Source organism: Brevibacillus sp. NPDC058079 (genome assembly GCF_042885155.1).
GTDB lineage: Bacteria > Bacillota > Bacilli > Brevibacillales > Brevibacillaceae > Brevibacillus.
This window is the reverse complement of sequence record NZ_JBHVSO010000002.1, coordinates 132,086-156,985: the sequence shown is the minus strand read 5'-3', so window position 1 is coordinate 156,985 and position 24,900 is coordinate 132,086. Positions and strand designations below refer to the sequence as shown.

27 protein-coding genes are annotated in these 24,900 nt (G+C 45.5%); all 27 read left to right on the top strand.

The window, feature by feature from the left end:
- The first annotated feature begins 97 nt into the window (after nt 1–97).
- The 27 genes from ACFVS2_RS07295 to ACFVS2_RS07165 all read left to right on the top strand — a co-directional run bounded on the left by ACFVS2_RS07295 (nt 98) and on the right by ACFVS2_RS07165 (nt 24,862).
- Complete coding sequence (locus tag ACFVS2_RS07295) at nt 98–412, top strand: YbjQ family protein (RefSeq protein ID WP_048033469.1); 315 nt, start codon at nt 98–100, stop codon at nt 410–412.
- Nucleotides 413–483: 71 nt separating this feature from the next.
- The gene (locus ACFVS2_RS07290; RefSeq protein ID WP_173617408.1) at nt 484–822 is read left to right on the top strand and encodes an SCP2 sterol-binding domain-containing protein; all 339 of its coding nucleotides are present in this window, start codon (nt 484–486) and stop codon (nt 820–822) included.
- An 84-nt stretch (nt 823–906) separates the two neighbouring features.
- Nucleotides 907–1,800 (top strand): AlbA family DNA-binding domain-containing protein, encoded by an 894-nt coding sequence (locus tag ACFVS2_RS07285; protein WP_390232684.1) that lies wholly within the window; start codon nt 907–909, stop codon nt 1,798–1,800.
- Between the two features lie 36 nt (nt 1,801–1,836).
- Nucleotides 1,837–2,892 (top strand): hypothetical protein, encoded by a 1,056-nt coding sequence (locus tag ACFVS2_RS07280; protein ID WP_390232682.1) that lies wholly within the window; start codon nt 1,837–1,839, stop codon nt 2,890–2,892.
- A gap of 186 nt (nt 2,893–3,078) precedes the next feature.
- The gene (sucC, locus tag ACFVS2_RS07275) at nt 3,079–4,239 is read left to right on the top strand and encodes an ADP-forming succinate--CoA ligase subunit beta (protein WP_007719385.1); all 1,161 of its coding nucleotides are present in this window, start codon (nt 3,079–3,081) and stop codon (nt 4,237–4,239) included.
- A gap of 44 nt (nt 4,240–4,283) precedes the next feature.
- On the top strand, nt 4,284–5,186 hold the full coding sequence (sucD, locus tag ACFVS2_RS07270) for a succinate--CoA ligase subunit alpha (protein ID WP_007719376.1): 903 nt from the start codon (nt 4,284–4,286) through the stop codon (nt 5,184–5,186).
- A gap of 134 nt (nt 5,187–5,320) precedes the next feature.
- On the top strand, nt 5,321–6,439 hold the full coding sequence (gene dprA, locus ACFVS2_RS07265) for a DNA-processing protein DprA (RefSeq protein ID WP_390232680.1): 1,119 nt from the start codon (nt 5,321–5,323) through the stop codon (nt 6,437–6,439).
- Nucleotides 6,440–6,545: 106 nt separating this feature from the next.
- A complete protein-coding gene (gene topA / locus ACFVS2_RS07260; protein ID WP_173617412.1) occupies nt 6,546–8,624 on the top strand; it encodes a type I DNA topoisomerase in 2,079 nt (692 codons plus the stop codon).
- Nucleotides 8,625–8,663: 39 nt separating this feature from the next.
- Complete coding sequence (trmFO, locus tag ACFVS2_RS07255; RefSeq protein ID WP_390232679.1) at nt 8,664–9,977, top strand: FADH(2)-oxidizing methylenetetrahydrofolate--tRNA-(uracil(54)-C(5))-methyltransferase TrmFO; 1,314 nt, start codon at nt 8,664–8,666, stop codon at nt 9,975–9,977.
- Nucleotides 9,978–10,038: 61 nt separating this feature from the next.
- Complete coding sequence (xerC, locus tag ACFVS2_RS07250) at nt 10,039–10,980, top strand: tyrosine recombinase XerC (RefSeq protein WP_173617414.1); 942 nt, start codon at nt 10,039–10,041, stop codon at nt 10,978–10,980.
- Nucleotides 10,981–10,995: 15 nt separating this feature from the next.
- Entirely contained in the window at nt 10,996–11,538 is a 543-nt protein-coding gene (gene hslV, locus ACFVS2_RS07245) for an ATP-dependent protease subunit HslV (RefSeq protein ID WP_390232677.1), read from the top strand.
- 20 nt (nt 11,539–11,558) lie between these two features.
- Entirely contained in the window at nt 11,559–12,956 is a 1,398-nt protein-coding gene (gene hslU, locus ACFVS2_RS07240; RefSeq protein ID WP_304502543.1) for an ATP-dependent protease ATPase subunit HslU, read from the top strand.
- 40 nt (nt 12,957–12,996) lie between these two features.
- On the top strand, nt 12,997–13,776 hold the full coding sequence (codY, locus tag ACFVS2_RS07235; RefSeq protein WP_016743316.1) for a GTP-sensing pleiotropic transcriptional regulator CodY: 780 nt from the start codon (nt 12,997–12,999) through the stop codon (nt 13,774–13,776).
- Nucleotides 13,777–14,148: 372 nt separating this feature from the next.
- On the top strand, nt 14,149–14,562 hold the full coding sequence (flgB, locus tag ACFVS2_RS07230) for a flagellar basal body rod protein FlgB (RefSeq protein WP_173617415.1): 414 nt from the start codon (nt 14,149–14,151) through the stop codon (nt 14,560–14,562).
- A 2-nt stretch (nt 14,563–14,564) separates the two neighbouring features.
- Nucleotides 14,565–15,023 carry a flagellar basal body rod protein FlgC gene (gene flgC / locus ACFVS2_RS07225; protein ID WP_173617416.1) on the top strand — a complete coding sequence of 153 codons (459 nt, stop codon included), beginning with the start codon at nt 14,565–14,567 and terminating at the stop codon, nt 15,021–15,023.
- A gap of 18 nt (nt 15,024–15,041) precedes the next feature.
- On the top strand, nt 15,042–15,338 hold the full coding sequence (gene fliE, locus ACFVS2_RS07220) for a flagellar hook-basal body complex protein FliE (RefSeq protein ID WP_173617417.1): 297 nt from the start codon (nt 15,042–15,044) through the stop codon (nt 15,336–15,338).
- Nucleotides 15,339–15,368: 30 nt separating this feature from the next.
- A complete protein-coding gene (gene fliF, locus ACFVS2_RS07215) occupies nt 15,369–16,958 on the top strand; it encodes a flagellar basal-body MS-ring/collar protein FliF (RefSeq protein WP_390232673.1) in 1,590 nt (529 codons plus the stop codon).
- Nucleotides 16,959–16,970: 12 nt separating this feature from the next.
- Nucleotides 16,971–17,984: a flagellar motor switch protein FliG gene (gene fliG / locus ACFVS2_RS07210; RefSeq protein ID WP_007719331.1), complete on the top strand. Its 1,014-nt coding sequence runs from the start codon at nt 16,971–16,973 to the stop codon at nt 17,982–17,984.
- Nucleotides 17,968–18,786 carry a flagellar assembly protein FliH gene (gene fliH / locus ACFVS2_RS07205; RefSeq protein ID WP_390232671.1) on the top strand — a complete coding sequence of 273 codons (819 nt, stop codon included), beginning with the start codon at nt 17,968–17,970 and terminating at the stop codon, nt 18,784–18,786. The genes fliG and fliH overlap by 17 nt, the downstream gene beginning before the upstream one ends.
- Nucleotides 18,783–20,102: a flagellar protein export ATPase FliI gene (gene fliI / locus ACFVS2_RS07200; protein ID WP_390232669.1), complete on the top strand. Its 1,320-nt coding sequence runs from the start codon at nt 18,783–18,785 to the stop codon at nt 20,100–20,102. Before fliH ends, fliI begins: the two co-directional genes overlap by 4 nt.
- A 1-nt stretch (nt 20,103) precedes the next feature.
- Nucleotides 20,104–20,550 carry a flagellar export protein FliJ gene (gene fliJ, locus ACFVS2_RS07195; RefSeq protein WP_173617420.1) on the top strand — a complete coding sequence of 149 codons (447 nt, stop codon included), beginning with the start codon at nt 20,104–20,106 and terminating at the stop codon, nt 20,548–20,550.
- A 12-nt stretch (nt 20,551–20,562) separates the two neighbouring features.
- Nucleotides 20,563–21,471: a MotE family protein gene (locus tag ACFVS2_RS07190; RefSeq protein WP_390232667.1), complete on the top strand. Its 909-nt coding sequence runs from the start codon at nt 20,563–20,565 to the stop codon at nt 21,469–21,471.
- Between the two features lie 63 nt (nt 21,472–21,534).
- A complete protein-coding gene (locus ACFVS2_RS07185; protein WP_390232665.1) occupies nt 21,535–22,758 on the top strand; it encodes a flagellar hook-length control protein FliK in 1,224 nt (407 codons plus the stop codon).
- 24 nt (nt 22,759–22,782) lie between these two features.
- Nucleotides 22,783–23,178, top strand: a complete 396-nt coding sequence (locus tag ACFVS2_RS07180) for a TIGR02530 family flagellar biosynthesis protein (protein WP_048033452.1) — start codon at nt 22,783–22,785, stop codon at nt 23,176–23,178.
- A gap of 101 nt (nt 23,179–23,279) precedes the next feature.
- Nucleotides 23,280–24,098 carry a flagellar basal body rod protein FlgG gene (gene flgG / locus ACFVS2_RS07175; RefSeq protein WP_390232663.1) on the top strand — a complete coding sequence of 273 codons (819 nt, stop codon included), beginning with the start codon at nt 23,280–23,282 and terminating at the stop codon, nt 24,096–24,098.
- Nucleotides 24,099–24,169: 71 nt separating this feature from the next.
- Nucleotides 24,170–24,391 (top strand): flagellar FlbD family protein, encoded by a 222-nt coding sequence (locus tag ACFVS2_RS07170; RefSeq protein WP_017249323.1) that lies wholly within the window; start codon nt 24,170–24,172, stop codon nt 24,389–24,391.
- 15 nt (nt 24,392–24,406) lie between these two features.
- A complete protein-coding gene (locus tag ACFVS2_RS07165) occupies nt 24,407–24,862 on the top strand; it encodes a flagellar basal body-associated FliL family protein (RefSeq protein WP_007719300.1) in 456 nt (151 codons plus the stop codon).
- Nucleotides 24,863–24,900: the final 38 nt, after the last annotated feature.

Sequence of the window (24,900 nt, the reverse complement as noted above, 5' to 3'; positions counted from 1 at the left end):
CATACACTTTTGGACAGGCTAAGATCTTTCTTTGCAACCGATTATTTTATGGTACGTAATACATATTGTGAATAGATCGATATGAGGAGGCAATGACATGATTGTAACTACTACCAGCATGATCCAAGGGAAAGAAGTGGAGGAGTATTTGGATATCGTCAGTGGAGAGGTGATCATGGGTGCAAACGTAGTCCGTGACTTTCTCGCAGGGATTACGGACATCATCGGAGGCAGAAGTGGCTCATATGAGAGCAAGCTCTCAGAAGGTCGTGAACTGGCCTTGCGTGAAATGAAAGAAAAAGCACGGGTATTAGGTGCAAACGCAGTGATTGGGGTTGATCTCGACTTCGAAACATTGCGAGAAGGTATGATGATGGTTATTGCCACAGGCACAGCTGTACGTGTGAAGTAAGCCGGTAAACACCCGGCTTTCTTTTTTTACCTAAAGGGGTGCTACTACATAGAATGCAAGGAGAAGTGAGCATGCAAGTACAAAAAACTCTTCAGGATTTATCGGATAGAATAAACGCCCAGCCACAAGGGATCGCAGGAGTACATGCGGTGTACCATTTTGTCCTAAGTGGAGAAGAGGTGGGCACCTACGAGGTTGTTTTTGCCGATAATCAAGCGGACTACAAGCTGGGTGTGACAAGGGAAGCAGGCTGCAAGCTGGAGTTGTCTGACAAAGATTTTATTAAGCTCGTAGAGGGACGCTTGAATCCCACCGTTGCTTTTGTAACAGGTAAGCTAAAAATTAGCGGAGAAATGGGACTTTCGTTTAAATTGCAAACAATTTTACATCACTATCAATCAGAAAAATAACGAAAAAACTAGTCAATTCTTAAAAGGTTGCGTTAAAATATGACCAAACAATGACACCTACTCTAACATAAAACGAGGGGAAACATGCGCCATATTTGTTCATTGATTGCAATGGTAAGCCAACTGGAAAAACAATCTGTGCGTTTTGATTTTTATCAAGAAATCAGACGACCCAAGCCAGAACGTCAGTTATTAAAGCATCATGCACAATTACCGCGTCATTATTTCGATTATTTAATTCATTCAGGAGTATTGGAAGTGGAAACAGATGCCCCATATCAGCCGGGGAAGATCATGCCTGCTTCCATCGGTATGAACATACGCTCGCTCGGTGGAAACGTATTGTTTGACATGTGCTTTGCTCCACAAACATATAAATTGTGGCAAAACACAGATGCAAGCATAGAAGACCTTTCGCTGCCTGCTGATATATTTGAAGAATACGTCTATCGCTTAGGCGCCATTAGTCGCTTTCGCTATTTAGGCCGAATCGATGATCCCGTAACAGCAACAAAACTTGGTGAGAACGACATGATTGAATTCAAACGCGACTTTCTTTATTCGAAGACGGGAATTATTAAGTCTATTGTGGCGTTTGCGAATTCAAACAACGGGAACTTATTTTTAGGCATTTCAGATGAGGGGACAGTGTGCGGGATTGATCATGAGATCGAGCAGTATGGAGACCCGGACAAATACATTCTTGCCATTACGCAATACATCCAAGATAAGACGTCACCGTTTGTGACCCCATTTCCAAAAATTTCGTTGAAAAAAATAGATGGGAAAACAGTGGTAGCTATCTTTATAGAAGCCTCATCTGATTTGATTTGTGGTTTGGACAAAAACAATGAAAAGTATGTGGTGATCCGTACGAACAATCGCTCTGTTGTCGTGAAAGATCCGCACCAAATTGGTGAAATTTACGTGAAACGAAAGCTTGGCAGTGAGATCAGCCGTCGATTGGGACTTCTGTAGCGTTATCTTACAGGAATACACGAGGAGGGTTACTGCGTGATATCGTCTTTACGTACGTGTCTACTGGTTATGATGGTGAGTAGCTTGTTCGTCACTGGCTGTGCACAGCCAGGCAAGGTTTCTGATGACATGAAAGATCATATCGAGACAGAGCTTGGTGCGGTTGAAAAAGTAACGGTGATGTCAACAGATGGACAGGAAGTATTAGTGGACTTGCGCTTATTTTTGCAAGAACTGTCCGGACAGGGACAAGATTTACAAATATCATCCGAGCCTTTAAAGCAAGAAGATGTACGTTTTACACTTGTTCTCTACCGAACTCAGCAGGCTCCACTCGTTGTGACAGTGGGGGAATCGGCAAGTGAGTTTGGAGGACATACGTATCGTGGAGCGGGTGCCAGCTATTTTTATCAGTGGGTAAACAAGTTAACTGGCAAAGGAGTGCTCTCACAAAAAATTCAGAGCGTGCGTTTATCGGCAGAGGACCTTGGTCAGGCGCGCGTGTTGAACGAAGCAGAAGCAGAATACATCAGGAAAGTAATGGGATCGGCAGTTCCAGAGTTGGACAGTCGCAGCAAACAGTATCCACTCTACCCAAACTATCGGATGAGAATAAATTCTGCTGACAAACCGGTGGAAGTGGCCATTTTGACGCCGACGCTGATTGCGGTTCCCTTTGGGAGAGAAACGTTTTTCTTTCACGTAGAGGGTAGCCTCTTTTCGCGCTTAACGGAATGGATGCCGCCAAGCAATCGTAAGGAAGACAGAATCGACCAGTTATTTAAATCTACACGGATTCGCATCACAGCAAATGGCGAAATGAACGTCAAAGACTCAGAGTTGGATGTCACCCAAACGACGATCGAGCAAGGAATTGCCCATCAATCCGTCCGATTGCTAAAAAATGCAGATCCACTAAATGCTCTACCGAAAGATCTGGGCTCAAAACAATATGAACTTCATTTTTTGGTGAATGATACAGAACAGAGAATTGAATTATATCCACGTTACTTTAAGTATGACCAAACTTGGTACATTCACGATGAACTCGCTGAAAAACAGTGGAAATTGTTTCAATCTCTACGAAAATGAGGAATTTCCTCATGAAGTTTCGCATTTCTGGTCACGATAAACAGAACATATTACTACCACTTTTGCAGTTTTTGTCGTAGAATAGTAACGTTGCACTGATAGTGGAGGTTATGACCGGAAAAAGACAGACGTCTTTGAACCGGTCTAAAAGCCTGCCGATCTTTATCTGCCATAGGAGGATGGAGAATGAACATTCATGAGTATCAAGGTAAAGAGATACTTAAGCAGTACGGTGTAAAAGTTCCTGAAGGACGCGTAGCTTTCACAGTGGAAGAAGCTGTTGAAGCAGCGAAAGAACTGGGCACCCAAGTAAACGTAGTAAAAGCGCAAATTCACGCTGGTGGCCGTGGTAAGGCTGGCGGTGTAAAGGTTGCAAAAAATCTTGATGAAGTTCGTACATATGCCAGCGAAATTCTTGGTAAAGTACTGGTTACTCATCAAACAGGACCAGAAGGTAAAGAAGTTAAGCGCCTTCTGATCGAGCAAGGCTGCGACATCAAGAAAGAATACTACGTTGGTGTAGTAGTTGACCGTGCTACTGGAAGCGTTGTAATGATGGCTTCCGAAGAGGGCGGTATGGACATCGAGGAAGTAGCAGCAAACAATCCAGAAAAAATCTTCAAAGAAGTAGTTGATCCAGTAACAGGTCTGAATGGCTTCCAAGCTCGTCGCCTGGCTTACGCAATCAACATTCCAAAAGAATTGATTAACAAAGCTGCCAAGTTCATGATGAGCTTGTACCAAGCTTTTGTTGATAAAGATGCTTCTATCGCTGAAATCAACCCACTGGTTGTAACTGGCGACGGTGAAGTAATGGCACTGGATGCGAAACTGAACTTCGATAGCAACGCTCTCTATCGTCACCCTGACATCGTAGCTCTGCGCGATCTGGATGAAGAAGATGAGAAAGAAATCGAAGCTTCCAAGTTCGATCTGTCCTACATCGCACTTGATGGTAACATCGGTTGCATGGTAAACGGTGCAGGTCTGGCGATGGCAACGATGGATATCGTGAAATTCTACGGTGGAGACCCGGCTAACTTCCTTGACGTTGGTGGCGGAGCTACTGAAGAGAAAGTAACGGAAGCGTTTAAAATTATTCTCCGTGACGAAAAAGTAAAAGGTATTTTCGTCAACATCTTCGGCGGCATCATGAAATGCGACGTTATCGCAAACGGCGTAGTGAATGCAGCAAAACAAATCAAATTGGACAAACCTCTCGTTGTACGTCTCGAAGGTACAAACGTAGATTTGGGTAAGAAAATCCTCAATGAGTCCGGTTTGAACATCGTAGCTGCAGAATCTATGGCGGATGGTGCTGAGAAAATCGTATCCTTGGTGAAGTAAGATATTTCGAGTAGATACGTTAAAAAAGGTGGGAAAATTACGCGATGAGTATTCTCGTTAATAAAAATACAAAAGTAATTACGCAAGGGATTACGGGTGCAACTGGTCTGTTCCACACTCGCGGAGCCGTTGAATACGGTACACAAATGGTGGGCGGTGTAACACCTGGTAAAGGTGGAACCGAAGTTGACGGTATTCCAATTTTCAACACAGTAAAAGAAGCGGTTGAAGCAACTGGTGCAACTGCATCCGTTATCTACGTTGCTCCTCCTTTCGCTGCTGATGCGATCATGGAAGCAGTTGACGCTGAACTGGATCTGGTAATCTGCATCACAGAAGGTATCCCAGTTCTGGACATGGTAAAAGTTAAGCGCTACATGGAAGGCAAGAAAACCCTTCTCGTAGGTCCTAACTGCCCTGGCGTAATCACTCCAGGTGAGTGCAAAATCGGTATCATGCCTGGTTACATCCACGTTCCAGGTAAAGTGGGTATCGTATCTCGCTCCGGTACCTTGACGTATGAAGCAGTTCACCAAACTTCTACTCGCGGCCTTGGTCAATCCACAGCTGTAGGTATCGGCGGAGACCCAGTAAAAGGTATGGAGTTCATCGATGTACTGAAAATGTTCAACGAAGATCCAGGCACAGAAGCAGTTATCATGCTGGGTGAAATCGGTGGTACTGCGGAAGAAGAAGCAGCAGAGTGGATCGCTGCTAACATGAAAAAACCAGTTGTAGGCTTCATCGGAGGACAAACTGCTCCTGAAGGAAAACGTATGGGCCACGCTGGTGCGATCATCTCTGGCGGTAAAGGTACAGCTGCTGAGAAAATCGCGAAGCTCGAAGAATGCGGTATTCGCGTAGCGAAAACACCTGCAGTTATCGGTGAAACACTTGTTGAATTGCTGAAAGAGCGCGGTATGCTCGAGAAAGTAATGGGCAAGTAAGCAGATAAGACAGAAGTGGACAGGCTTAGGCTTGTCCACTTTTTTATTTTTGAAGCAGCCTCTTTCTTTCGATAGAATAGCTTTCAATACCGTCCGCTGTGACAATTGTGATCGGGATGAAGGAGGATTTTGGAGTGGAAAAGGCGAAGCTCGACGAGAGAGACTGGGTGTATGTGTTTACGATGATCTCAGGTTTGGGAAGAAGGAAAATCCGAGAAATCTTTGAAATCACAGGTTCTTTTCAGGTTGCCATCGAAAATTGGCATGAACTGGCACGTGAGCTCAGATTGACTTCCTTGATCACTGGGCAGGTTGACAAGCATAGCAATGTAGCTTCAGCTATGGCACTATTGGAAAAGCGTGAAGAAGAGGGAACGCGCTTCTTATGTCCTTTTGACGATGCTTATCCTGTTTCGCTCCGCAATATCCCTGATTCTCCATGGACGTTGTTTTATCGTGGCGATCACACATTATTGGAAAAATTGTCGATTGGCGTCGTTGGTTCGCGCAAACCGACACCATATGGGAGAGCGAGCTGTAGCTTTTTTGTCCGAGAACTGGTACAAGCAGGTCTTGTCATTGTCTCAGGGGTAGCCTATGGAATTGATGCGGAGGCTCACCAATCTACCTTGAAAGCAGGCGGTAAGACTATTGGCGTGCTCGGCTGCGGAATGAATCATGTTTATCCTTCTCGACATCGAGAACTTTATCGCGAAATTGAATCTTTTGGCCTACTCCTCAGCGAATATCCTCCTCATATTCCACCTGTTTCTGGATTATTTCCAGAGAGAAATCGTATCATAAGTGGACTATCTATCGGTGTATTAGTGGTGGAAGCAGCAGAAAAAAGCGGATCCTTGATTACGGCAGACTGTGCACTTGAGCAGGGCAAGGAAGTTTTTGCAATTCCTGGTCCGATTTTTTCATTGATGAGTGCGGGACCGCATAACTTGATCAAACAAGGTGCAAAGCTAGTAACGTGCAGTAACGATATATGGGATGAAATCAAACATCATCTTCCAGAAGCTGGGCCGATGAAGCAGGTCATAAAAAGCAATGCAACCGATGTCATTCCCTTATCTAATGAAGAAAAAGCTATTGTGGAAGCCGTAACATATGATGGGATTCATCTGGATGAGTTAATGAGCAGCTTAGAAAAAGACCAACGCAGGATGCTACATCAGCTGGTCATTCGGTTGGAAGCAAAAGGGGCCATTGTGGCACTTCCTGGCGGTTATTTTGCACGGCGATAGCATATCCGCTAGCTTTTTGGCAATGCTTAGAGGCACAAGTGTTTGACAAACCGGATGAGGGTATTTAATAATAGGGAAGATTCCTTACTAAAAGGGGAGGAAAAAAATGGCTGATACGCTAGTAATCGTAGAATCCCCTACGAAGGCCAAAACCATCGGAAAATACCTGGGTAGTAAATATATCGTGAAAGCGTCTATCGGGCATGTACGCGATTTGCCGAAAAGTCAAATGGGTGTAGACGTTACACATAATTTTGAACCCAAATACATAACCATTCGCGGCAAAGGCGATGTATTGAAGGGCTTAAAAGATGCCGCTAAAAAAGTAAAAAAAGTATATCTCGCAGCCGACCCGGATCGCGAAGGGGAGGCAATTGCTTGGCATTTGGCACAATACTTGGGTCTCGATTTGAATCAACCGCTTCGTGTGGTATTCAATGAGATTACCAAAGATGCCATTAAAGAAGCGTTCAAGCATCCACGACACATAAACATGGACTTGGTAAATGCTCAACAGGCACGTCGCATTCTCGACAGACTCGTTGGCTACAATATCAGTCCAATTTTATGGAAAAAGGTTCGAAAAGGCTTGAGTGCCGGACGTGTTCAATCGGTTGCGGTAAAGCTTATCATGGATCGTGAGCGGGAGATCCAAGAGTTTATCCCGGAAGAGTATTGGACAATTGCGAGTACATTGATCAGCGACGGTAAAGAAATTAACGCGAAGTTCTATGGTTATGGCGATGAAAAGATGGAGCTTCATTCGGAAGATGATGTAGCAGCGGTATTGAAACGAATGAAGAACAAACCATATGTGGTACAAAAGGTAACCAAGCGTGAGCGCAAGCGCAATCCTGCCCCTCCTTTTATAACGAGTTCTTTACAGCAAGAGGCAGCGCGTAAGCTGAATTTCCGCACTTCTAAGACCATGCGAATTGCTCAAGAGCTCTATGAGGGGATCGACGTTGGCAATAAAGAAGGCGCAGTTGGTTTGATTACCTATATGCGTACAGACTCTACTCGCCTATCTGTAACTGCACAGAACGAGGCAAGAGAATACATACTTGAGAAATATGGTCCAGACTATGTGTTATCTGAGCCACGCAATCAGGCGAAAAACGAAAATGCTCAAGATGCTCACGAAGCGATTCGTCCAACAGGTGTGATACGTACACCGGATGAAATTAAGGAATACTTGTCGAGAGATCAGTTGCGCTTGTATCGATTAATCTGGGAGCGTTTCCTCGCCAGTCAAATGTCATCTGCTGTTCTTGATACGATGAGCGTAGATATTGACGCAGGTGGAGTTACCTTCAGAGCAACAGGATCAAAAGTGAAGTTCCCTGGATTTATGAAGGTATATATTGAAGGAAACGATGATGGTGCAGAAGAAGAAAGCTTCCTTCCGCCTATTGAAGAAGGACAAATCCTCGAACAAAAAGAAATCGAGCCGAGTCAGCACTTTACACAACCACCACCTCGATTCTCCGAAGCGCGCATGCTTAAATCGATGGAAGAGATGGGAATTGGACGTCCGTCTACCTATGCGCCTACATTAGAAACCATTCAAAAGCGCGGCTATGTAGCATTAGAGGAGAAGCGATTCGTTCCGACCGAGTTGGGTGAGATTGTGATCACGCTTGTCGAGGAGTTTTTCCCGGAGATTCTCAACGTAGAATTCACTGCGCATATGGAATCGGGCTTGGATAATATCGAAGCAGGAGCCACCAATTGGGTGCAGGTGCTGGACGATTTTTATCAAGACTTTGCAAAGCGCGTAGTTGTTGCAGAAGAAGAAATGAAAGAAGTAGAGCTGAAAGTCGAAGAATCGGATGAATCGTGCGAGCTTTGCGGCCGTGTGATGGTATATAAGCTTGGCCGATTCGGCAAGTTTTTAGCTTGTTCCGGATTCCCGGATTGCCGAAATACGAAGCCGATTGTAAAAGATATCGGCGTAAAGTGTCCGCAGTGTGAAACCGGAGAGATTATCGAACGTAAATCTAAGAAGAGTCGTATTTTTTACGGATGCAATCAATATCCGGAATGCGATTTTGTATCGTGGGACAAACCGATTGCCAGACCTTGTCCAAAATGTTCCAGCATGCTCGTGGAGAAAAAGCGCAAGAAGCAAGGAGTTAGCATTGTTTGCACGAAGTGTGATTATCAAGAAGAGGCAGACTCCTAAGCAGCTTGATTCGATTTTGTAGTTTGGAGGATTAACAGCATGTCACAACCAACAATTACAGTAGTGGGCGCTGGTCTCGCTGGTAGTGAGGCAGCATGGCAAATCGCGCAGGTGGGTGTAAAAGTAAAGCTGTATGAAATGAGACCGAAGACACAAACGCCTGCACACCATACCGATAAATTTGCAGAGTTGGTATGCAGTAATTCATTGCGTGCTAACACGTTGACGAATGCAGTGGGTGTATTAAAAGAAGAAATGCGTCGACTGAACTCTGTCATTATCGATGCGGCAGATCGTTGCGCGGTTCCAGCTGGAGGCGCGCTTGCCGTAGACAGACACGAGTTCGCGGCTCATGTTACAGATGCCGTTCGTAATCATCCATTAGTGGAGGTCATTTCGGATGAGATTACCGAAATTCCTGATGGGATTGTCGTAATTGCGACGGGGCCACTTACTTCTCCAGCTTTGTCTACAAAGTTAAAAGAGCTGACGGGTGAAGAATATCTGTACTTCTATGATGCAGCTGCGCCCATTATCGAGAAAGACTCGATTGATATGAACAAGGTGTTCGTTGCTTCCAGATATGATAAAGGTGAAGCAGCCTATCTGAACTGCCCGATGACAGAAGAGGAGTTCAATCGCTTCTATGATGCGCTGATCTCTGCAGAAACAGTTCCATTGAAGGAATTTGAAAAGGAAATTTTCTTCGAAGGCTGCATGCCGATTGAAGTATTGGCAAAGCGTGGTCACAAAACCATGACATTTGGTCCCATGAAGCCAGTAGGTCTGGTTGATCCGCGGACAGGTAAAAAGTCTTACGCGGTTGTACAACTTCGTCAGGACAATAGTGCTGCGACATTGTATAACATCGTAGGATTCCAGACCCATCTGAAATGGCCAGATCAAAAAAGAGTCTTTTCACTCATTCCTGGGTTGGAAAACTGCGAAATCGTTCGTTATGGTGTGATGCACCGCAACACCTTTATCAACTCGCCAAAACTGTTGAATCCTACGTATCAGTATAAAGACCGGGAAACACTTTTCTTTGCTGGTCAAATGACTGGTGTAGAAGGATATGTAGAGTCAGCGGCATCTGGTTTGCTTGCGGGGATAAATGCAGCACGACTCGCAAAAGGGGAAGAATTGATCGAGCTTCCACCAGAAACAATTATGGGCAGCATGGCTCGTTATATTACAACGGCAGATCCAAAGCATTTCCAACCAATGAACGCAAACTTTGGCTTGGTACCAGAATGGCCAGAAAGAATCCGAGACAAGCGTTTGAAAAATGAAAAGCTCGCTGAGCGGGCGCTAGATACAATTCAGAATTTTACACAAGAACGACACAATTAACATTGATATCCGATTTTCGTCTGTGTTACTATATAGGTGCTTCGAGGAGGGTGCATCCCGTATGGACATTTCGCAACAAAATTCTGCGGATATTGAGATGTTTACCCGCTATTTGCGAGTTGAAAAAAACGCCTCTCCTCATACGGTGAAGCAGTATGTGGCAGATATCAGCGAATTTGTCTCCTTTATGGAACAGCACCAAATCACCGTATTTGCTGCTGTTTCTTATTTGCATGGTCGCTCCTTTCTCGCGCAATTGGCTGGCAGGGGGCTTTCCCGACGAAGTATTGCCCGCAAGCTATCCAGTTTGCGTAGCTTGTACCGATTTCTGTTGCGTGAAGATCAACTGGAACAGAATCCATTTCAACTAGTCTCCACTCCCAAAATGGAGAAGAAACTTCCTTCCTTTTTATATCCGCAAGAAGTTCAAGCTTTTTTCGATCTGCCTGATACCACCACTCCACTGGGAATTCGTGATCGGCTGATTTTTGAACTGTTGTATGCAAGCGGCATGCGTGTTACGGAGCTCACCACTTTATCTGTGAATGATGTGAATCCGAGCATGGGAGTCGCATTGGTTTATGGAAAAGGAGCGAAAGAACGGTATGTACCGGTTGGAAGTTATGCCTGCGACGTTCTTCGGCAATACCTAGAACATGGAAGAGAAAAACTGTTGGCTGGAAAAGTAGAACACGGCAATTTGCTGGTTAACTATCGGGGAGAACCGTTATCCGACCGCAGTGTTCGGCGGATTGTAGACAAATACGTAGATACGTACGCTCTTCAATTGCGGGTTTCACCACATACCTTTCGTCATACGTTTGCGACCCATATGTTGAACGGCGGCGCTGATCTGCGTACCGTGCAAGAATTACTGGGCCACGTCAATGTTTCAACGACACAGGTGTACACGCATGTGACCAAAGAGCGACTTCGGCATGTATATGACACCGCTCACCCACGAGCAAACCCGGGCAATACAGGTTCCGCCAATCGGACATAACGGGAGGAATCAGTGATGGAACAGTTTCACGCAACAACCATATTTGCTGTACAGCACAATGGGTTTGTAGCGATGGCCGGAGATGGTCAGGTTACTTTTGGCAACAGCATGGTAATGAAGCACGGTGCCAAAAAAGTAAGACGTCTATATCGCGGCGAAGTTTTAGCAGGATTCGCTGGCTCTGTTGCTGATGCCATTACGCTTTTTGAGAAGTTTGAAGGAAAGCTGGAGGAGTACCACGGCAATCTGCAGCGCGCTGCTGTAGAGCTGGCGAAAGAGTGGCGCATGGATAAAATTTTGCGTCGTTTGGAAGCAATGATGATTGTTGCCAATAAGGAGCATTTGTTGCTTATCTCCGGAAATGGCGAAATCATTGAGCCTGATGATGGGATTCTTGCAATTGGTTCTGGCGGTAGCTTTGCCCTTGCAGCAGGTCGTGCATTGAAAACATATGCGCCTCATCTCGGCGCACGTGAAATTGCGGAAGCATCGCTTCGTACCGCTGCTGAAATTTGCGTGTTCACAAACAACAATCTTGTTGTGGATGAGTTGAATTGAGCGAAAGGGAGGAACCTGCTGTGCTGAATCTTGAGCAATTAACCCCGCGTAAGATCGTAGAGCATTTGGATAAATACATTGTCGGGCAGGCACAAGCCAAGAAAGCCATTGCTGTAGCGCTTCGCAACCGCTATCGTCGAAGTCGTTTGCCAGAGCAAATGATTGAAGAGGTTGTTCCAAAAAACATCTTGATGATCGGACCTACTGGTGTTGGAAAAACGGAAATCGCACGTCGGATTGCAAAACTGACAGGTGCTCCTTTTATTAAAGTAGAAGCAACGAAGTTTACGGAAGTCGGTTATGTAGGACGAGATGTGGAATCGATGGTCCGTGATCTGGTGGAAGCTTCTATCCGTACGGTCAAACAGGAAAAAGTAGAGTCGGTGAAAGAGAAAGCCGAGAAGCTTGCGAATGAAGCGATTGTGAACGTGCTTGTCCCATCTCGCAAGCAGTCGAACTCGTTCAAAAATCCGTTGGAGATGTTCTTTGGTGGACAGCAGCAACAGCAGGAGGATACCTCTGATCAAGAAGAAGTATCGATCCAGCAGCAACGCAGACAAACCATGTGGCAATTGACGAATGGCCAGTTAGAAGAGCAAATGATTGAGATTGAAGTCGAAGATCAATCACCTTCGATGTTTGACATGTTCCAGGTTCCGGGTACAGAACAAATGGGGATGCAAATGCAGGATATGCTCGGTAGCCTGATGCCTAAGCGGATGAAGAAACGAAAATTGCGAATAAAAGATGCGCGAAAGGTATTAATTCAGCAGGAAGCGCAAAAACTGGTGGATATGGACGAAGTTACGCAGGAGTCAATTCGTCGAGCTGAACAACACGGTATTATCTTCATTGACGAAATTGACAAGATTGCGGGTAAGGATGGGCGTGGCCCGGATGTATCCCGTGAAGGGGTCCAGCGTGATATTTTACCGATTGTGGAAGGCTCAACTGTGATGACTAAGTATGGTCCTGTCAAAACAGATTATGTTCTGTTTATCGCAGCTGGTGCTTTTCACATGGCAAAGCCATCAGATTTAATTCCTGAATTGCAAGGCCGTTTTCCGATTCGGGTGGAACTGACTAGCTTGCGCGTTGAAGATTTTGTCCGAATTTTGACTGAGCCTAAAAACGCGTTGCTTAAGCAGTACGTTGCCCTCTTGGAAACAGAAGGTGTGCGTGTTGAATTTACACCGGAAGCCATTCAGGAACTCGCTCGTCTCGCTGCTGAGGTCAATCAGAGCACAGATAACATTGGTGCTAGACGATTGCACACCATATTGGAGAAGCTACTGGAGGATCTCTCTTTTGAAGCCCCAGAAATCCACCTAGAAGTAGTACAGATTACCCCCGATTATGTCAAACAGAAATTAGGTACAATCGTGGGGAACAAAGACTTGAGTCAATATATTTTATAAACATTGGATAGGCAGCACATATAATTAGGAGGAAATACAGATGGATCTACTGTCAAAAACAAGAAGAATTAACCGCATGTTGCAAAAATCCGCGGGTCATGCCGTGAACTTCAATGAAATGTCCCAAGTTTTGAGTGACGTTATCGAAGCAAATACTTATGTTGTAAGCCGCAAAGGAAAGCTTCTCGGCTTTGCGATTCATCAAGAGATGGATAACAGCCGTATGCGCAAAATGCTGGAAGAGCGCCGTTTTCCAGAAGAGTACAGCATGGGGTTACTGAAAGTAGATGAAACATCTGCGAACCTGGATGTAGATAGCCCATACACCATTTTCCCAGTTGAAATGAAAGAAGTATTCCGTACAGGTTGGACGACGCTCGTTCCAATTATGGGTGGAGGAGATCGTCTCGGTACGCTGATTTTGGGTCGCATTAATGATCAATTTGTCGATGACGACCTGATTCTTGCAGAAGTAGGGGCAACTGTAGTAGGTATGGAAATCTTGCGCGAGCGTTCTGAAGCAATCGAAGAAGAAGCGCGCAGCAAAGCGGTTGTACAAATGGCGATTGGTTCCCTCTCTTATAGTGAGTTGGAAGCAGTTGAACATATTTTTGAAGAACTCGAAGGCAAAGAAGGCTTGCTCGTAGCCTCCAAAATCGCGGATCGCGTTGGGATTACTCGCTCCGTAATTGTAAACGCACTGCGTAAACTGGAGAGTGCGGGTGTTATCGAATCCCGTTCTTTGGGAATGAAAGGTACCTTCATTAAAGTGCTGAATGAAAAGCTGTTGCCTGAACTGGAGAAGCTCAAAACCTCGTAATATACCTTGCCAAAAGTTACACAGAAGTAAACAAAAGGTGTAGCAACTCATGTTGCTGCACCTTTATTCATGGGACTTTAGTCCTATTTATTTCAAAAAACGACACATTATTACCATAAATTATATGTTGATTTTTAATGCTTGCCTCGACATTTACGATGGTTTGAATATGGTTTCCTTGTAAAATGCAGTAAAAAAACAGGAAAGATAAGGGATTTAGTCCCATTGAATCATTTTGAAAAACGTCATGAAAAGGGGCTTTTTTGTCCAAATTGATTTTGCTATGATTGAATCGTATTAGGATGTCGAAAATACAGGAAATATAGGTGGTTTTAGGGAAAGTAATTGACTCATATTGGGGGAGAAGGAAAAATGCTGGATAGTTACCATCTGCAGGTCCTGGAGAGATCACTCGACGCTGCAACATTGCGACATAGAACGATCGCAAACAACCTTGCCAACATAGACACCCCTCAATTCAAAAGTCAGCAAGTCATCTTTGAGAGCTTTTTGCAAGATGAGTTGAATGCAAGAGCGGGCAATGGCAAGTTAGAAGCGTATCGGACCAATCAACGACACCTCCCGTTTGGAAATGTAGGGGGCGTTGCAGTACCGCAGGTTGTGTCCAATCCGAATAACTTCATTCAGAACAGTGGCAATGATGTTGACTTGGAATCAGAAACAACAGAATTGGCCAAGAACCAAATTTGGTACAGCGGTTTAACGCAATTGACAGCAGGACATTTTCAGAAACTACGCAGTGTAATTGAGGGTGGAGGTAAATAAGGATGAGCTTGTTTCAGGGAATTAACACAAGTGCTTCTGCCTTAACAGCTAACCGCTTGCGATTGGATACGATTTCTTCCAACATTGCAAATGCGGAAACCACTCGAGCAAACTTCGTAGATGGCGCCTGGCAGCCATATCGGAGGAAAATGGTGGAGTTGTCACCTCAAACAAATGGAACATTTGATAACTTCCTGCAAGCAGCCGTAGGGACGGTCTCAGGAAGTCAGGGTGGACAAGGTGTGAAGGTCACAGCGATTCAAGAAGACAATACTCCGTTTAAGCGAGTATTTGATCCATCTCATCCAGATGCAGATCAAGACGGATATCTCTTGATGCCGAATGTCGACCCGATGAAAGAGATGGTGGACATGATCTCCGCATCAAGATCGTACGAAGCCAACGTGACAGCATTGAACGCTTCCAAATCGATGATGCTAAAAGCATTGGAAATCAAGTAAAGCGGGTGACAGTAAGGAATGGAAATGAGTGCAATCTCCCAACTAACGCCAATTCGTACACCGAGTGTGAACAAGCCAACCCCAGCTGAAGTTTCACAAGAATTCTCATCGTTTCTATCGGATGCCATGAATAAAGTGAATCAGGCGCAAGTAGAATCGTCGAATCTTGCCGACAAGTTTGCAGCGGGAGAAATTACCGATTTGCACCAATTGACTGTTGCAGGTCAAAAAGCTTCCGTGATGCTACAAATGACTATGCAGGTCAGGAATAAGATGATTGAGTCTTATCAAGAAATCATGCGCATGCCGATTTGATCGTTGTTGGTATCCTTTGAGAGGTGAAACATGAACGAACGTTTAGCAGTATACAAAGACCAGATTACGTCAAAATGGAACCAATTTTCCAAGAAACAAAAATGGATGATTCTCGGTATTTCGCTCTTCCTCTTGATTTCGCTTGGTCTATACATATACATCGCTTCTCAGCCGGTGTACAAACCACTCTACAACCAAAAATTGAGTGAACAAGAAATCGGGACTATCAAGCAAGAGTTGGAAGCTTCACAAATCCCATATCGGATCACGGGGAATGGTACAAGTATCGAGGTTCCAGAAAAGATGGCACAAGATGTCATTGTCGATTTGGCTGCACAAGGTATTCCGAGTCAAGCAGGAATTAATGCAGAAATTTTCTCCAGTACCCTTGGAGTTACAGATCGCCAATTTGATGTTATGAAGAAAGAGGCTTTGCAACAAGAGCTGCGCAAGATGCTGGAACGTGTGAAAGGTGTACGCTCCGCACAAGTGATGATTACATTGCCGCAGGAAAGCGTTTGGGTGACGGAGACTCCGGATACAGCGACGGCTTCTGTTATCGTTGATGTTGAACCTGGAACAACGCTTGATCAAAAGCAAATTAACTCGCTTTATCTGCTTGTTTCCCGAAGCGTTCCGAAATTGCCGATGGAAGCGATTGCGATTACAGACCAGTATTCCAATCCGCTAGAACGTTCCGAAGGCAATGAAAACGAAGGCACAATGAGTAGCTTTAAGCAACAGGAAACAATCAAAGCAGATGTTGAAAAGAAAATTCAACAAAACCTGTACAACTTGTTGGGTACAATCATGGGACGCGATAAAGTCATCGTCCATACGTTCCTCAAAATGAACTTTGACAAAGAAAATCGCGTAGAGAACATAGTCGAGGCACCTGACAAAGAGAATAACGAAGGACTTATCATTTCTTCTCAAAAATTATCAAAAGCCTTCTCTGGACAAGGTCAACCACCAGGGGGAATTGCAGGAACCAATAGCAATGCAGTTCCGAACTACCCGGGAGCTAACCCACAAGGAAGTAACAGTCAATACGAAGAGTTGAATGATACGATTAACCGTGAAGTAAATCGCATCACACGAAATGTTACATCAAGCCCGTACAAGATCGAAGACATCACAATCAACGTTGGGGTAGAACCGCCAGATGGTGCAACGTTGGATGCTGCTACGCTCGAGAGCATCAAACAAGTGTTGCGCAATGTTGTTCGTGTCACTTTAAGTGATCAGGTTTCTGATTTAACGGATGCTGAGTTGGACAAGCATATTTCTGTACTCCCTCGTCAGTTCTCAGGAAAAGCTGAGATTGAGGATTCCAGTGCACTAAGTCCTGCTGTTCTTTGGACAGTTGGTGGTATTGCAGTCTTGGCACTTGCTGCTGTTGCCTTCCTCGTTTATCGCAGACGCAGTCAAGCGAAGCAACAACAAGAAGAAGAGGAATTGCCAGACTTGCTGACACCGTTAAACGCGGCCGAAATACCAGACTTGATTTACCAAGAAGATGGAGACCAGGTAGTGGTCAGAAAGCAACTTGAAAAATTGGCGCGAAGCAAACCAGATGAGTTTGTTGTTCTGCTTCGTACTTGGTTAGCAGAAGATTAAGGAGTGAATGGTATGGCTCGCGGCGCTAAAGAGTTGTCAGGACGACAAAAGGCAGCTATCCTCCTCATCTCACTCGGGCCAGAAGTTTCTGCCCAGGTGTTCAAGCATTTGCGTGAGGATGAGATCGAGCAACTGACATTAGAAATCGCCAATGTGCGAAAAGTGGATACAGATGAAAAAGATAAAATTTTATCTGAATTTCACCAGATAGCAGTTGCCAAGGAGGTAATTGCACAAGGCGGAATTACGTACGCCAAAGAAATTTTGCAAAAAGCTTTGGGTGAGACCAAAGCGATGGATATTATCAATCGCTTGACGGCAAACCTTCAAGTTCGACCGTTTGACTTTGCTAGAAAGGCTGACCCAGGTCAAATCCTTAACTTTATCCAAAATGAGCATCCGCAGACGATAGCTTTGGTGCTTTCTTATCTGGAAGCTCAACAAGCAGCCATGATCCTGTCCGCTCTTCCGCAAGAACGTCAAGCAGAGGTTGCGAAACGTATTGCGACTATGGACAGTACTTCACCGGAAGTAATCGCTCAAGTTGAACAGGTATTGGAGCAAAAGCTCTCTGCCACTGTTACCCAAGATTACACCCAGGCAGGCGGGATCGAAGCGATCGTGGCTGTACTCAATGGTGTCGATCGTGGAACCGAACGCACGATTCTGGATTCCCTCGAAATTCAAGATCCAGAGCTGGCAGAAGAAATCAAGAAGCGTATGTTCGTCTTCGAGGATATTGCTACACTCGACAACCGTTCGATTCAGCGCGTTATCCGCGATGTGGAAAATGCCGATCTGCAACTTTCTCTCAAAGTATCCAGCGAAGAAGTTCGGGAAGTTATTTTCCGAAACATGTCCAAACGGATGGCGGATACTTTCAAAGAAGAAATGGAGTTTATGGGCCCAGTTCGCCTTCGCGACGTAGAAGAGGCACAATCTCGTATCGTTGCAATTATCCGTCGCTTAGAGGAGGCTGGTGAGATCATCATCGCCCGCGGTGGAGGAGATGATATCATTGTCTAGGATCATCAAAAGCGCCAATTATCGGCCTTCTGAGGAATCTTTTCTCCTCTCGGTAACGCCTGTACCACTTAAGACGGAAGAAGTTGCTGAAAGGTTGCAAGAAAATCAAGAAATTTTAAATCAAGCTGAGATTGAAGCGAAAACGATCATCTCAGATGCAGAAGAGACCGCGCAAAACATCCTGCAGCAAGCTGCGGAGCAAGCAGAGCAATTAAGACAAGAGACGCTTTCTCAGATGGAAGAATGGTGGGAACAAAAGCGTCAGGAAGCTGCGCAACTGTTTCAACAAGTACAAGAGCAGGCTATGACGGAAGGGCAGGAGGCAGGTTTCGAAGCGGGTAAACGTGAGGCGTACGAGGAGCAAACAGCTACACTCAGCCAAGCAAAAACCATTCTGGAACAGGCGCTTGCCGAAAAAAAACAGATTATAGCTGAGGCGGAGCCGTTTCTAGTGGAACTCAGCATGGAAATCGCAAAAAAAATCATTGGACAGGAAGTGCAACAGCATCCCGAGCAGGTCCTGGAAATGACGAAAAAGGCACTCCGCCGCTCCCGTGTTCATGGCGAGATCACTGTGTGCGTCAACCATAATTACTTTGATTATGTGCTCGAACATCGTGCTGGTTTTCTGGAATTGTTAGATGGACAAGCAGAGCTCTCCATTTACCCTGACTATACAGTACAAGATGGTGGATGTGTCATCCGCACTGCTTTGGGAAGTGTCGATGCCCGCATTGATACACAAATGGAGGAGATTAAGCAGGCGCTGCTTATGATTGCCAGAGGAAGTGAGGCTCCATGAGCATCCTAGATCTCTCGAAGTACAAGCACATGCTGCATGGATTAGATCCGATGCGCGTGAATGGCAAAGTGACACAGGTTGTTGGGCTCACCATTGAGTCGCAAGGGCCAGAAGTGAGATTAGGTGAGATATGCCATCTATATCCGGCTAACACAAAGGAACCGATCATCGCAGAAGTAGTTGGCTTTCGCGAAAACAAAGTGCTGTTAATGCCATTAGGCGAATTGACCGAAATTGGTCCAGGTTGCGATGTGGTCGCGACAGGACGTTCGTTAGATGTAAAAGTTGGACCAGAAATATTGGGTTCGATCCTCGATGGATTGGGCCGACCCTATCAAGGCTCACTGCCATTTGGGTTGACGTCTTATCCTACCAACAATATGCCGCCAAATCCGATCCTTCGACCGCGCATTCAAGAACCATTGAGTGTAGGTGTGAGAGCGATAGATGGTCTGCTTACCATTGGGAAAGGTCAGCGGGTCGGCATCTTCGCTGGATCAGGGGTAGGAAAAAGTACATTGATGGGAATGATCGCCCGAAATACTACGGCAGATATCAATGTCATTGGTCTTATTGGAGAACGCGGCCGTGAAGTCATGGAGTTTATCGAGCGTGATCTTGGGGAAGAAGGACTAAAGCGGTCTGTTGTTGTCGTAGCTACTTCCGATCAACCTGCCATGATTCGAATCAAGGGAGCAATGATTGCGACATCCATAGCAGAATATTTCCGCGATCGTGGAATGAATGTCATGCTCATGATGGATTCCGTCACGCGTTTTGCCATGGCACAACGTGAAGTGGGCTTGGCAATCGGAGAACCGCCGGCTACACGTGGTTATACGCCATCAGTGTTTGCGATGCTGCCAAAGCTGATGGAGCGCGCAGGAACAGCGGATAAGGGAAGTATTACGGCCTTTTATACCGTATTGGTTGATTCTGACGACATGAACGATCCGATTGCGGATGCGGCGCGGGGGATTTTGGACGGTCACATCGTTCTTGACCGAAAAATCGCTCACAAAGGTCACTTTCCTGCCATTGATGTGATGGCGAGTGTGAGTCGTGTCATGAATGAAATCGTCGATAGTAACCACTTGGATGCTGCTCGTCAGCTGAAAAAGCATCTGGCTACGTTTCGTGAAGCGGAGGACCTCATAAATATTGGGGCGTACAAACCTGGGAGCAATCGGGAAATAGATGCGGCCATTCGCTATCGTGATATCATTTCTGCTTTTACGGCACAAGGAACGCATGAGCCATCTACTTTGCAGGGCACTATCCAAGCGTTGACAGCTCATTTCGGAGGAGTGAACTAACGTGCGTGTGTTTCAGTTTCATCTCCAAAAGGTTCTTGATTTAAAGGAAAAAGAAAAAGAACAAGCAGAGTGGGCTTTCGGAAAGTCGATCCAGCGTAAAAACGAAGAAGAGTGGAAGCTTTCTCAACTAACCGATCATCATGACGAGATGACGGTGAAGCTCCAGGAAGTACAGATGCAGACATGCAGTGCTGCACAGCTCATTACCATTACGCAATATCAGCAATCGGTTGCGAGATCCATTCAGCATCAGCAACGTACTTTGCATGGTTGTGTACAGGATGTGGAACGCTGTCAGTCACGATTGACGGAACGTATGAAAGAGTCCCAACTATGGCAACGCCTTCGGGAAAAGTCGCTCCATCAATTTCTGGACGATCAGAAGCAAAGAGAGCAAAAAGAGTTGGATGAGATCGGTACGCAACTCTATCTTCGCCGAAGCTACTGAGGGAGGTTCCAAATGGAAGAAATCCAAGAAGAACGGGAATACGGCAGGTGGGAATGGTTCTTTTATATGATTGTCATTCCTGCACTGTTTGCCAGCCTCCTTGGCGGTGTGCTCCTGAGCTTGCTCGGAGTAAATGTGTTAGGGACTGTTCTCCACTGGGCTAACTCCATACCGTACGTGGAAAAATTAGTCCCGGACGAATATGCGGCAACTCGCAACTCAGAAGAACAACCTGACATGGACAAACAAGTGGCAACCTTACAGCAAGATCATGCAAAAAATCAGCAGCAGATTTCCACTTTAAAAGAAGAGTCAGCAAAGAAAGACGCCACCATTGTGGCGCTTGAAAAACAACTCGATGATGTAAACAAGGCAATGGAAGACAAGCGCGCGACTGAGGAAGAACGTCAGAAGCAGTTTGCAGGCTTGGCTAAAGTGTATACAACCATGTCTCCGAAGAATGCGGCGGCCATCATTGAAAACCTAAAACTGCAAGAGTCTGTTGCTGTCATGACAAAAATGAAGCCTGCACAACAGGCAGACATTTTGGCCAAGATGGAACCCGAGAAAGCTGCCGATATTTCGATCCTGCTAAAAGATTCAGTAGTAAACAAAGATGATGACATTGCGGCTCTGCAACAACGTGTTAATGTGCTGACAAAGGCATTAAGCGAAAGCCGTGATGGTTCTGAATCTGCAGAAGATCTAAAAAAGACGTTCGCTCAATTGCCTCCTGCGGATGCTGCTGCAATCATTCGTTCACTTATGGTTACTAACAGTGGTCAAGCCATTGCCTTAATGAAAGATTTGCCTGTGGATAAACGGGCACAAACTCTCTCAGCGATAGCCAATGACGACAAGAAACAGAAAGAACCAGATAATCTGGCGGCTCGCGTTACAGAAGAGTTGCTTCGAAAATAGAATGAGCAATCATCTGTTTTCGTTCCTATAAGCAACAAATATCAAAAGGAGGAGGTGAACGAGATGAATGTGGCCAATTTGACCCCTGCAGTAGGATCAGCAGGATCTGTTACAGCGACACCTGTAGCAAATGCGGGAGGAACTGGTTTAGGTCAAATGTTTTCCATGCAATTGATGCAGGTGTTGGATCAGGTGGGGAACGCAGAAGAGACTATGGTGGCGCCAGAGGGTTTAAGTGAAGAGGAAATGCTAGCATTAGCTGAGCTCATGGCATTATTTGCCCAACTGCTTGGCTCTGGTCAAACTACGCAAGACGAATTACCACCTGACGCCCAAGAAAAATTTGCAACTGCAATTGAACAACTCTTGGGTAAAGCTCAAGGAAATGCTGGTCAAGTGAGTGAGGATTTAAAGCAGATTCTAGCTAACCTGAAAAAAGGGGAAGCAACCCAAAACGAACTAGACAAGCTGGCAGCTCTTCTCGAATCCCTGAAGAATCAAAAAGGAAATGCTGAGGAGTCAAAACGAAGTGGACTGAACTTGCGATCCGATGTGATGGCAAACGTGAACACAACCCAACAGGATACGTTTAAGACGATTTCTCCACTGCGGTTGAATCAAGGTCTCTCGGCTTACAAGCAAGAGGCAGGGATCCAGTCCCAAACAGTACAGTCTACCCTTCAAAGCGGCCTTTTGAATCAAGAGGGCAATGCAGAAGAGGGCATGTCGAATGGAAATGGTCAGACACCGATTATTGCTTCATCTAATACTCAGACACAATCTGTACAGACCTTTCAGCAACACTCGGTTCCAACACATCATGTGAACGCCAATCAACTGACACAGCAAGTCACACAGCTTTTCGTGTCCAAGATGCAGTTGACGCAACACAATGGCGTCCATGAGGCAAAGCTGATTCTGAATCCGCAATCTTTGGGCCAAGTAGATGTAACAATTACTTCCCAAAATGGAGTGATTACAGCACAATTCCATGCTGAAACACAGGCTGGAAAAGAAATGCTGGACAATCAGCTTCCGCAGCTTCGAGCTGCTTTGACCCAACAAGGCTTGCAGGTTGATCGCTTGGAGGTAAACCAGCAGCAGGATACAGCTTTTAACTTCCAACAGCAGCGTGAACAAGCACGACAGCAACAAGAGAATCGACAACAGCAGGATAATGACGAGCAAGAATTTGCTCTCGATGCCCTAGTAGACAGCAATGAATCAACAGAAGTGCTATGGAATCGATTGCGGGACACGGCTCGCGGCATTGACGACATCGTCTAGGATTGGATATAAGGAGGAAGCGCCATGAACCATTTTCGTGTGGGGCAACCCTATTTTCCTCCGAAAACGAATCACGTCGCAAAAGCTACTACCCAAACTGCTCCGGGAAACAACACGTTATTTCAACAGTATTTGACGGAATCGATTGGCGCTGCAACCAAGTCAGAGCCACTTAGCTTTAGCCAGCATGCCGTCAATCGCTTGCAGGAGCGGGGCATTACGCTAGAAAGACAGCAGATGGAGCGTTTGGAATCCGCTGTGCAAAAAGCAGCCGCCAAAGGCGCCAGAGAGTCTCTCGTTATGATGGATAATGTGGCCTACGTCGTGAGCATCGTAAATCGGAAAATTATTACCGCCGTAGACGATGGCAGCATGAAGGACAACGTATTTACTAACATTGACAGTGCCATTTTCGTATAGGTGGCTGTTTACTGGGCTGGACCTCCTTTTGAGGAAGCCCATTCGGCTACCGACTGACAGAGGTAGCCGCTGTAAATGAGAAGGTAAAGGAGGAAATTAGTATGCTTCGATCTATGTATTCAGGTATTTCAGGCTTGCGTGGTTTTCAAACGAAGTTGGACGTTATTGGTAATAATATCGCGAACGTAAACACCGTTGGTTTCAAAAAGGGCCGCGTGATGTTCCAAGATATTTTGAGCCAAAATGTCCAAGGGGCTGGGGCTCCTACAGCTGGTGCGAAGGGCGGAACTAACCCAACTCAGATTGGACTAGGAGCTTCAATCGCATCCGTTGATACCGTCTTCTCTGCTGGTAGTCCGATGACAACCAACCTGCCAACAGACCTTTCTATCGAGGGCGATGGATTCTTTATGGTAAGCCCAGATGGAGGAACCACGATCTATTATACGCGTGCAGGCAACTTTACACGTGATGCAGATGGGTACCTGGTGAACTCCCAAGGGATGAAACTCATGAACTCTGATCCTGGTGAAATTCAGATCAGTCAAGATGATGGGATTGTTTCTTACTCCATCGGAAAAGACGGAGTTATCACAACGGTGGATGAAACAGGTGCCTTAGATTCTGCGAATACCATAGGGATAATGACCTTCAATAACCCAGGTGGTTTGAAGAAGATTGGGAACAATCTTTACGAAAACACAGTAAACGCTGGAGCGAATGGTGGTGACCCGTTGACACCAGTGACGCCAGTAGATGCAAAAGTAAGCATCATTGCAGGACAACTGGAAATGTCCAACGTTGACCTTTCTGAAGAATTTACAGAAATGATCGTGGCACAACGCGGTTTCCAAGCAAACTCTCGGATCATCACGACATCTGACACAGTACTAGAAGAACTGGTGAACCTGAAACGATAATTTCGTTTAACGGAAATAGCTGGGGAAGTGTTCTAAGCCTTCCCCCAGCTTGATCCGGAAAGGAGCAGCCAATGATTAAGTTAACGCGGTTTAACGGCTCTACTTTTTATCTGAACATCACTCACATTGAAACTGTTGAAGCAACTCCGGATAGTGTAATCACGCTGTTCAACGACAGAAAATACATCGTGAAGGATTCGGTGGAATCCATCGCTGAACGTGTTCAGGCTTTTTATCATAATGTTCCTCCGGCAACATCTGTACCGAAAATGCCGGGTGATTCAAATGAATAGCGGGAGGCATTAGCGATGTTTCAAAATCGATTGTTTAACATGGCTCTAATCATTATCATCGCGATATCGCTACTGGGAGTGATCTCGTTTGTTCTCTGGCAAACGTATCTCTCTCCGGCTGCGCAAACAGCCACGACGGAAGAGCAAGAAGTAAAGCCACTCACGGCAGAGGAAATGAAAGAGTTCTCCGTTGACACTGGCGAAATTACTACGAACTTGCTAACGAATAATTACATGATTGTACGCTTTAGCATTACGGCGGACAGTGCTGATGCAAAAACAGAGTTGGAGCAGCGTTTGCCGCAAGTCAATCAGGTGATTATTAAAACATTGGCGGGGTTGACACCAGAAGACATAAAAGGAACTGAAGGTGTGAACAAGCTGGAAGCAAAAATTATGAATGAAATCAGCTCCCTGATGCAAGAAGGTAAGATTGTTCAAGTAGTGACAACCAAACGCGTCTTGTCATAGGAAGCGATTATGGTATACATAGCAAGGAGGTGACGACA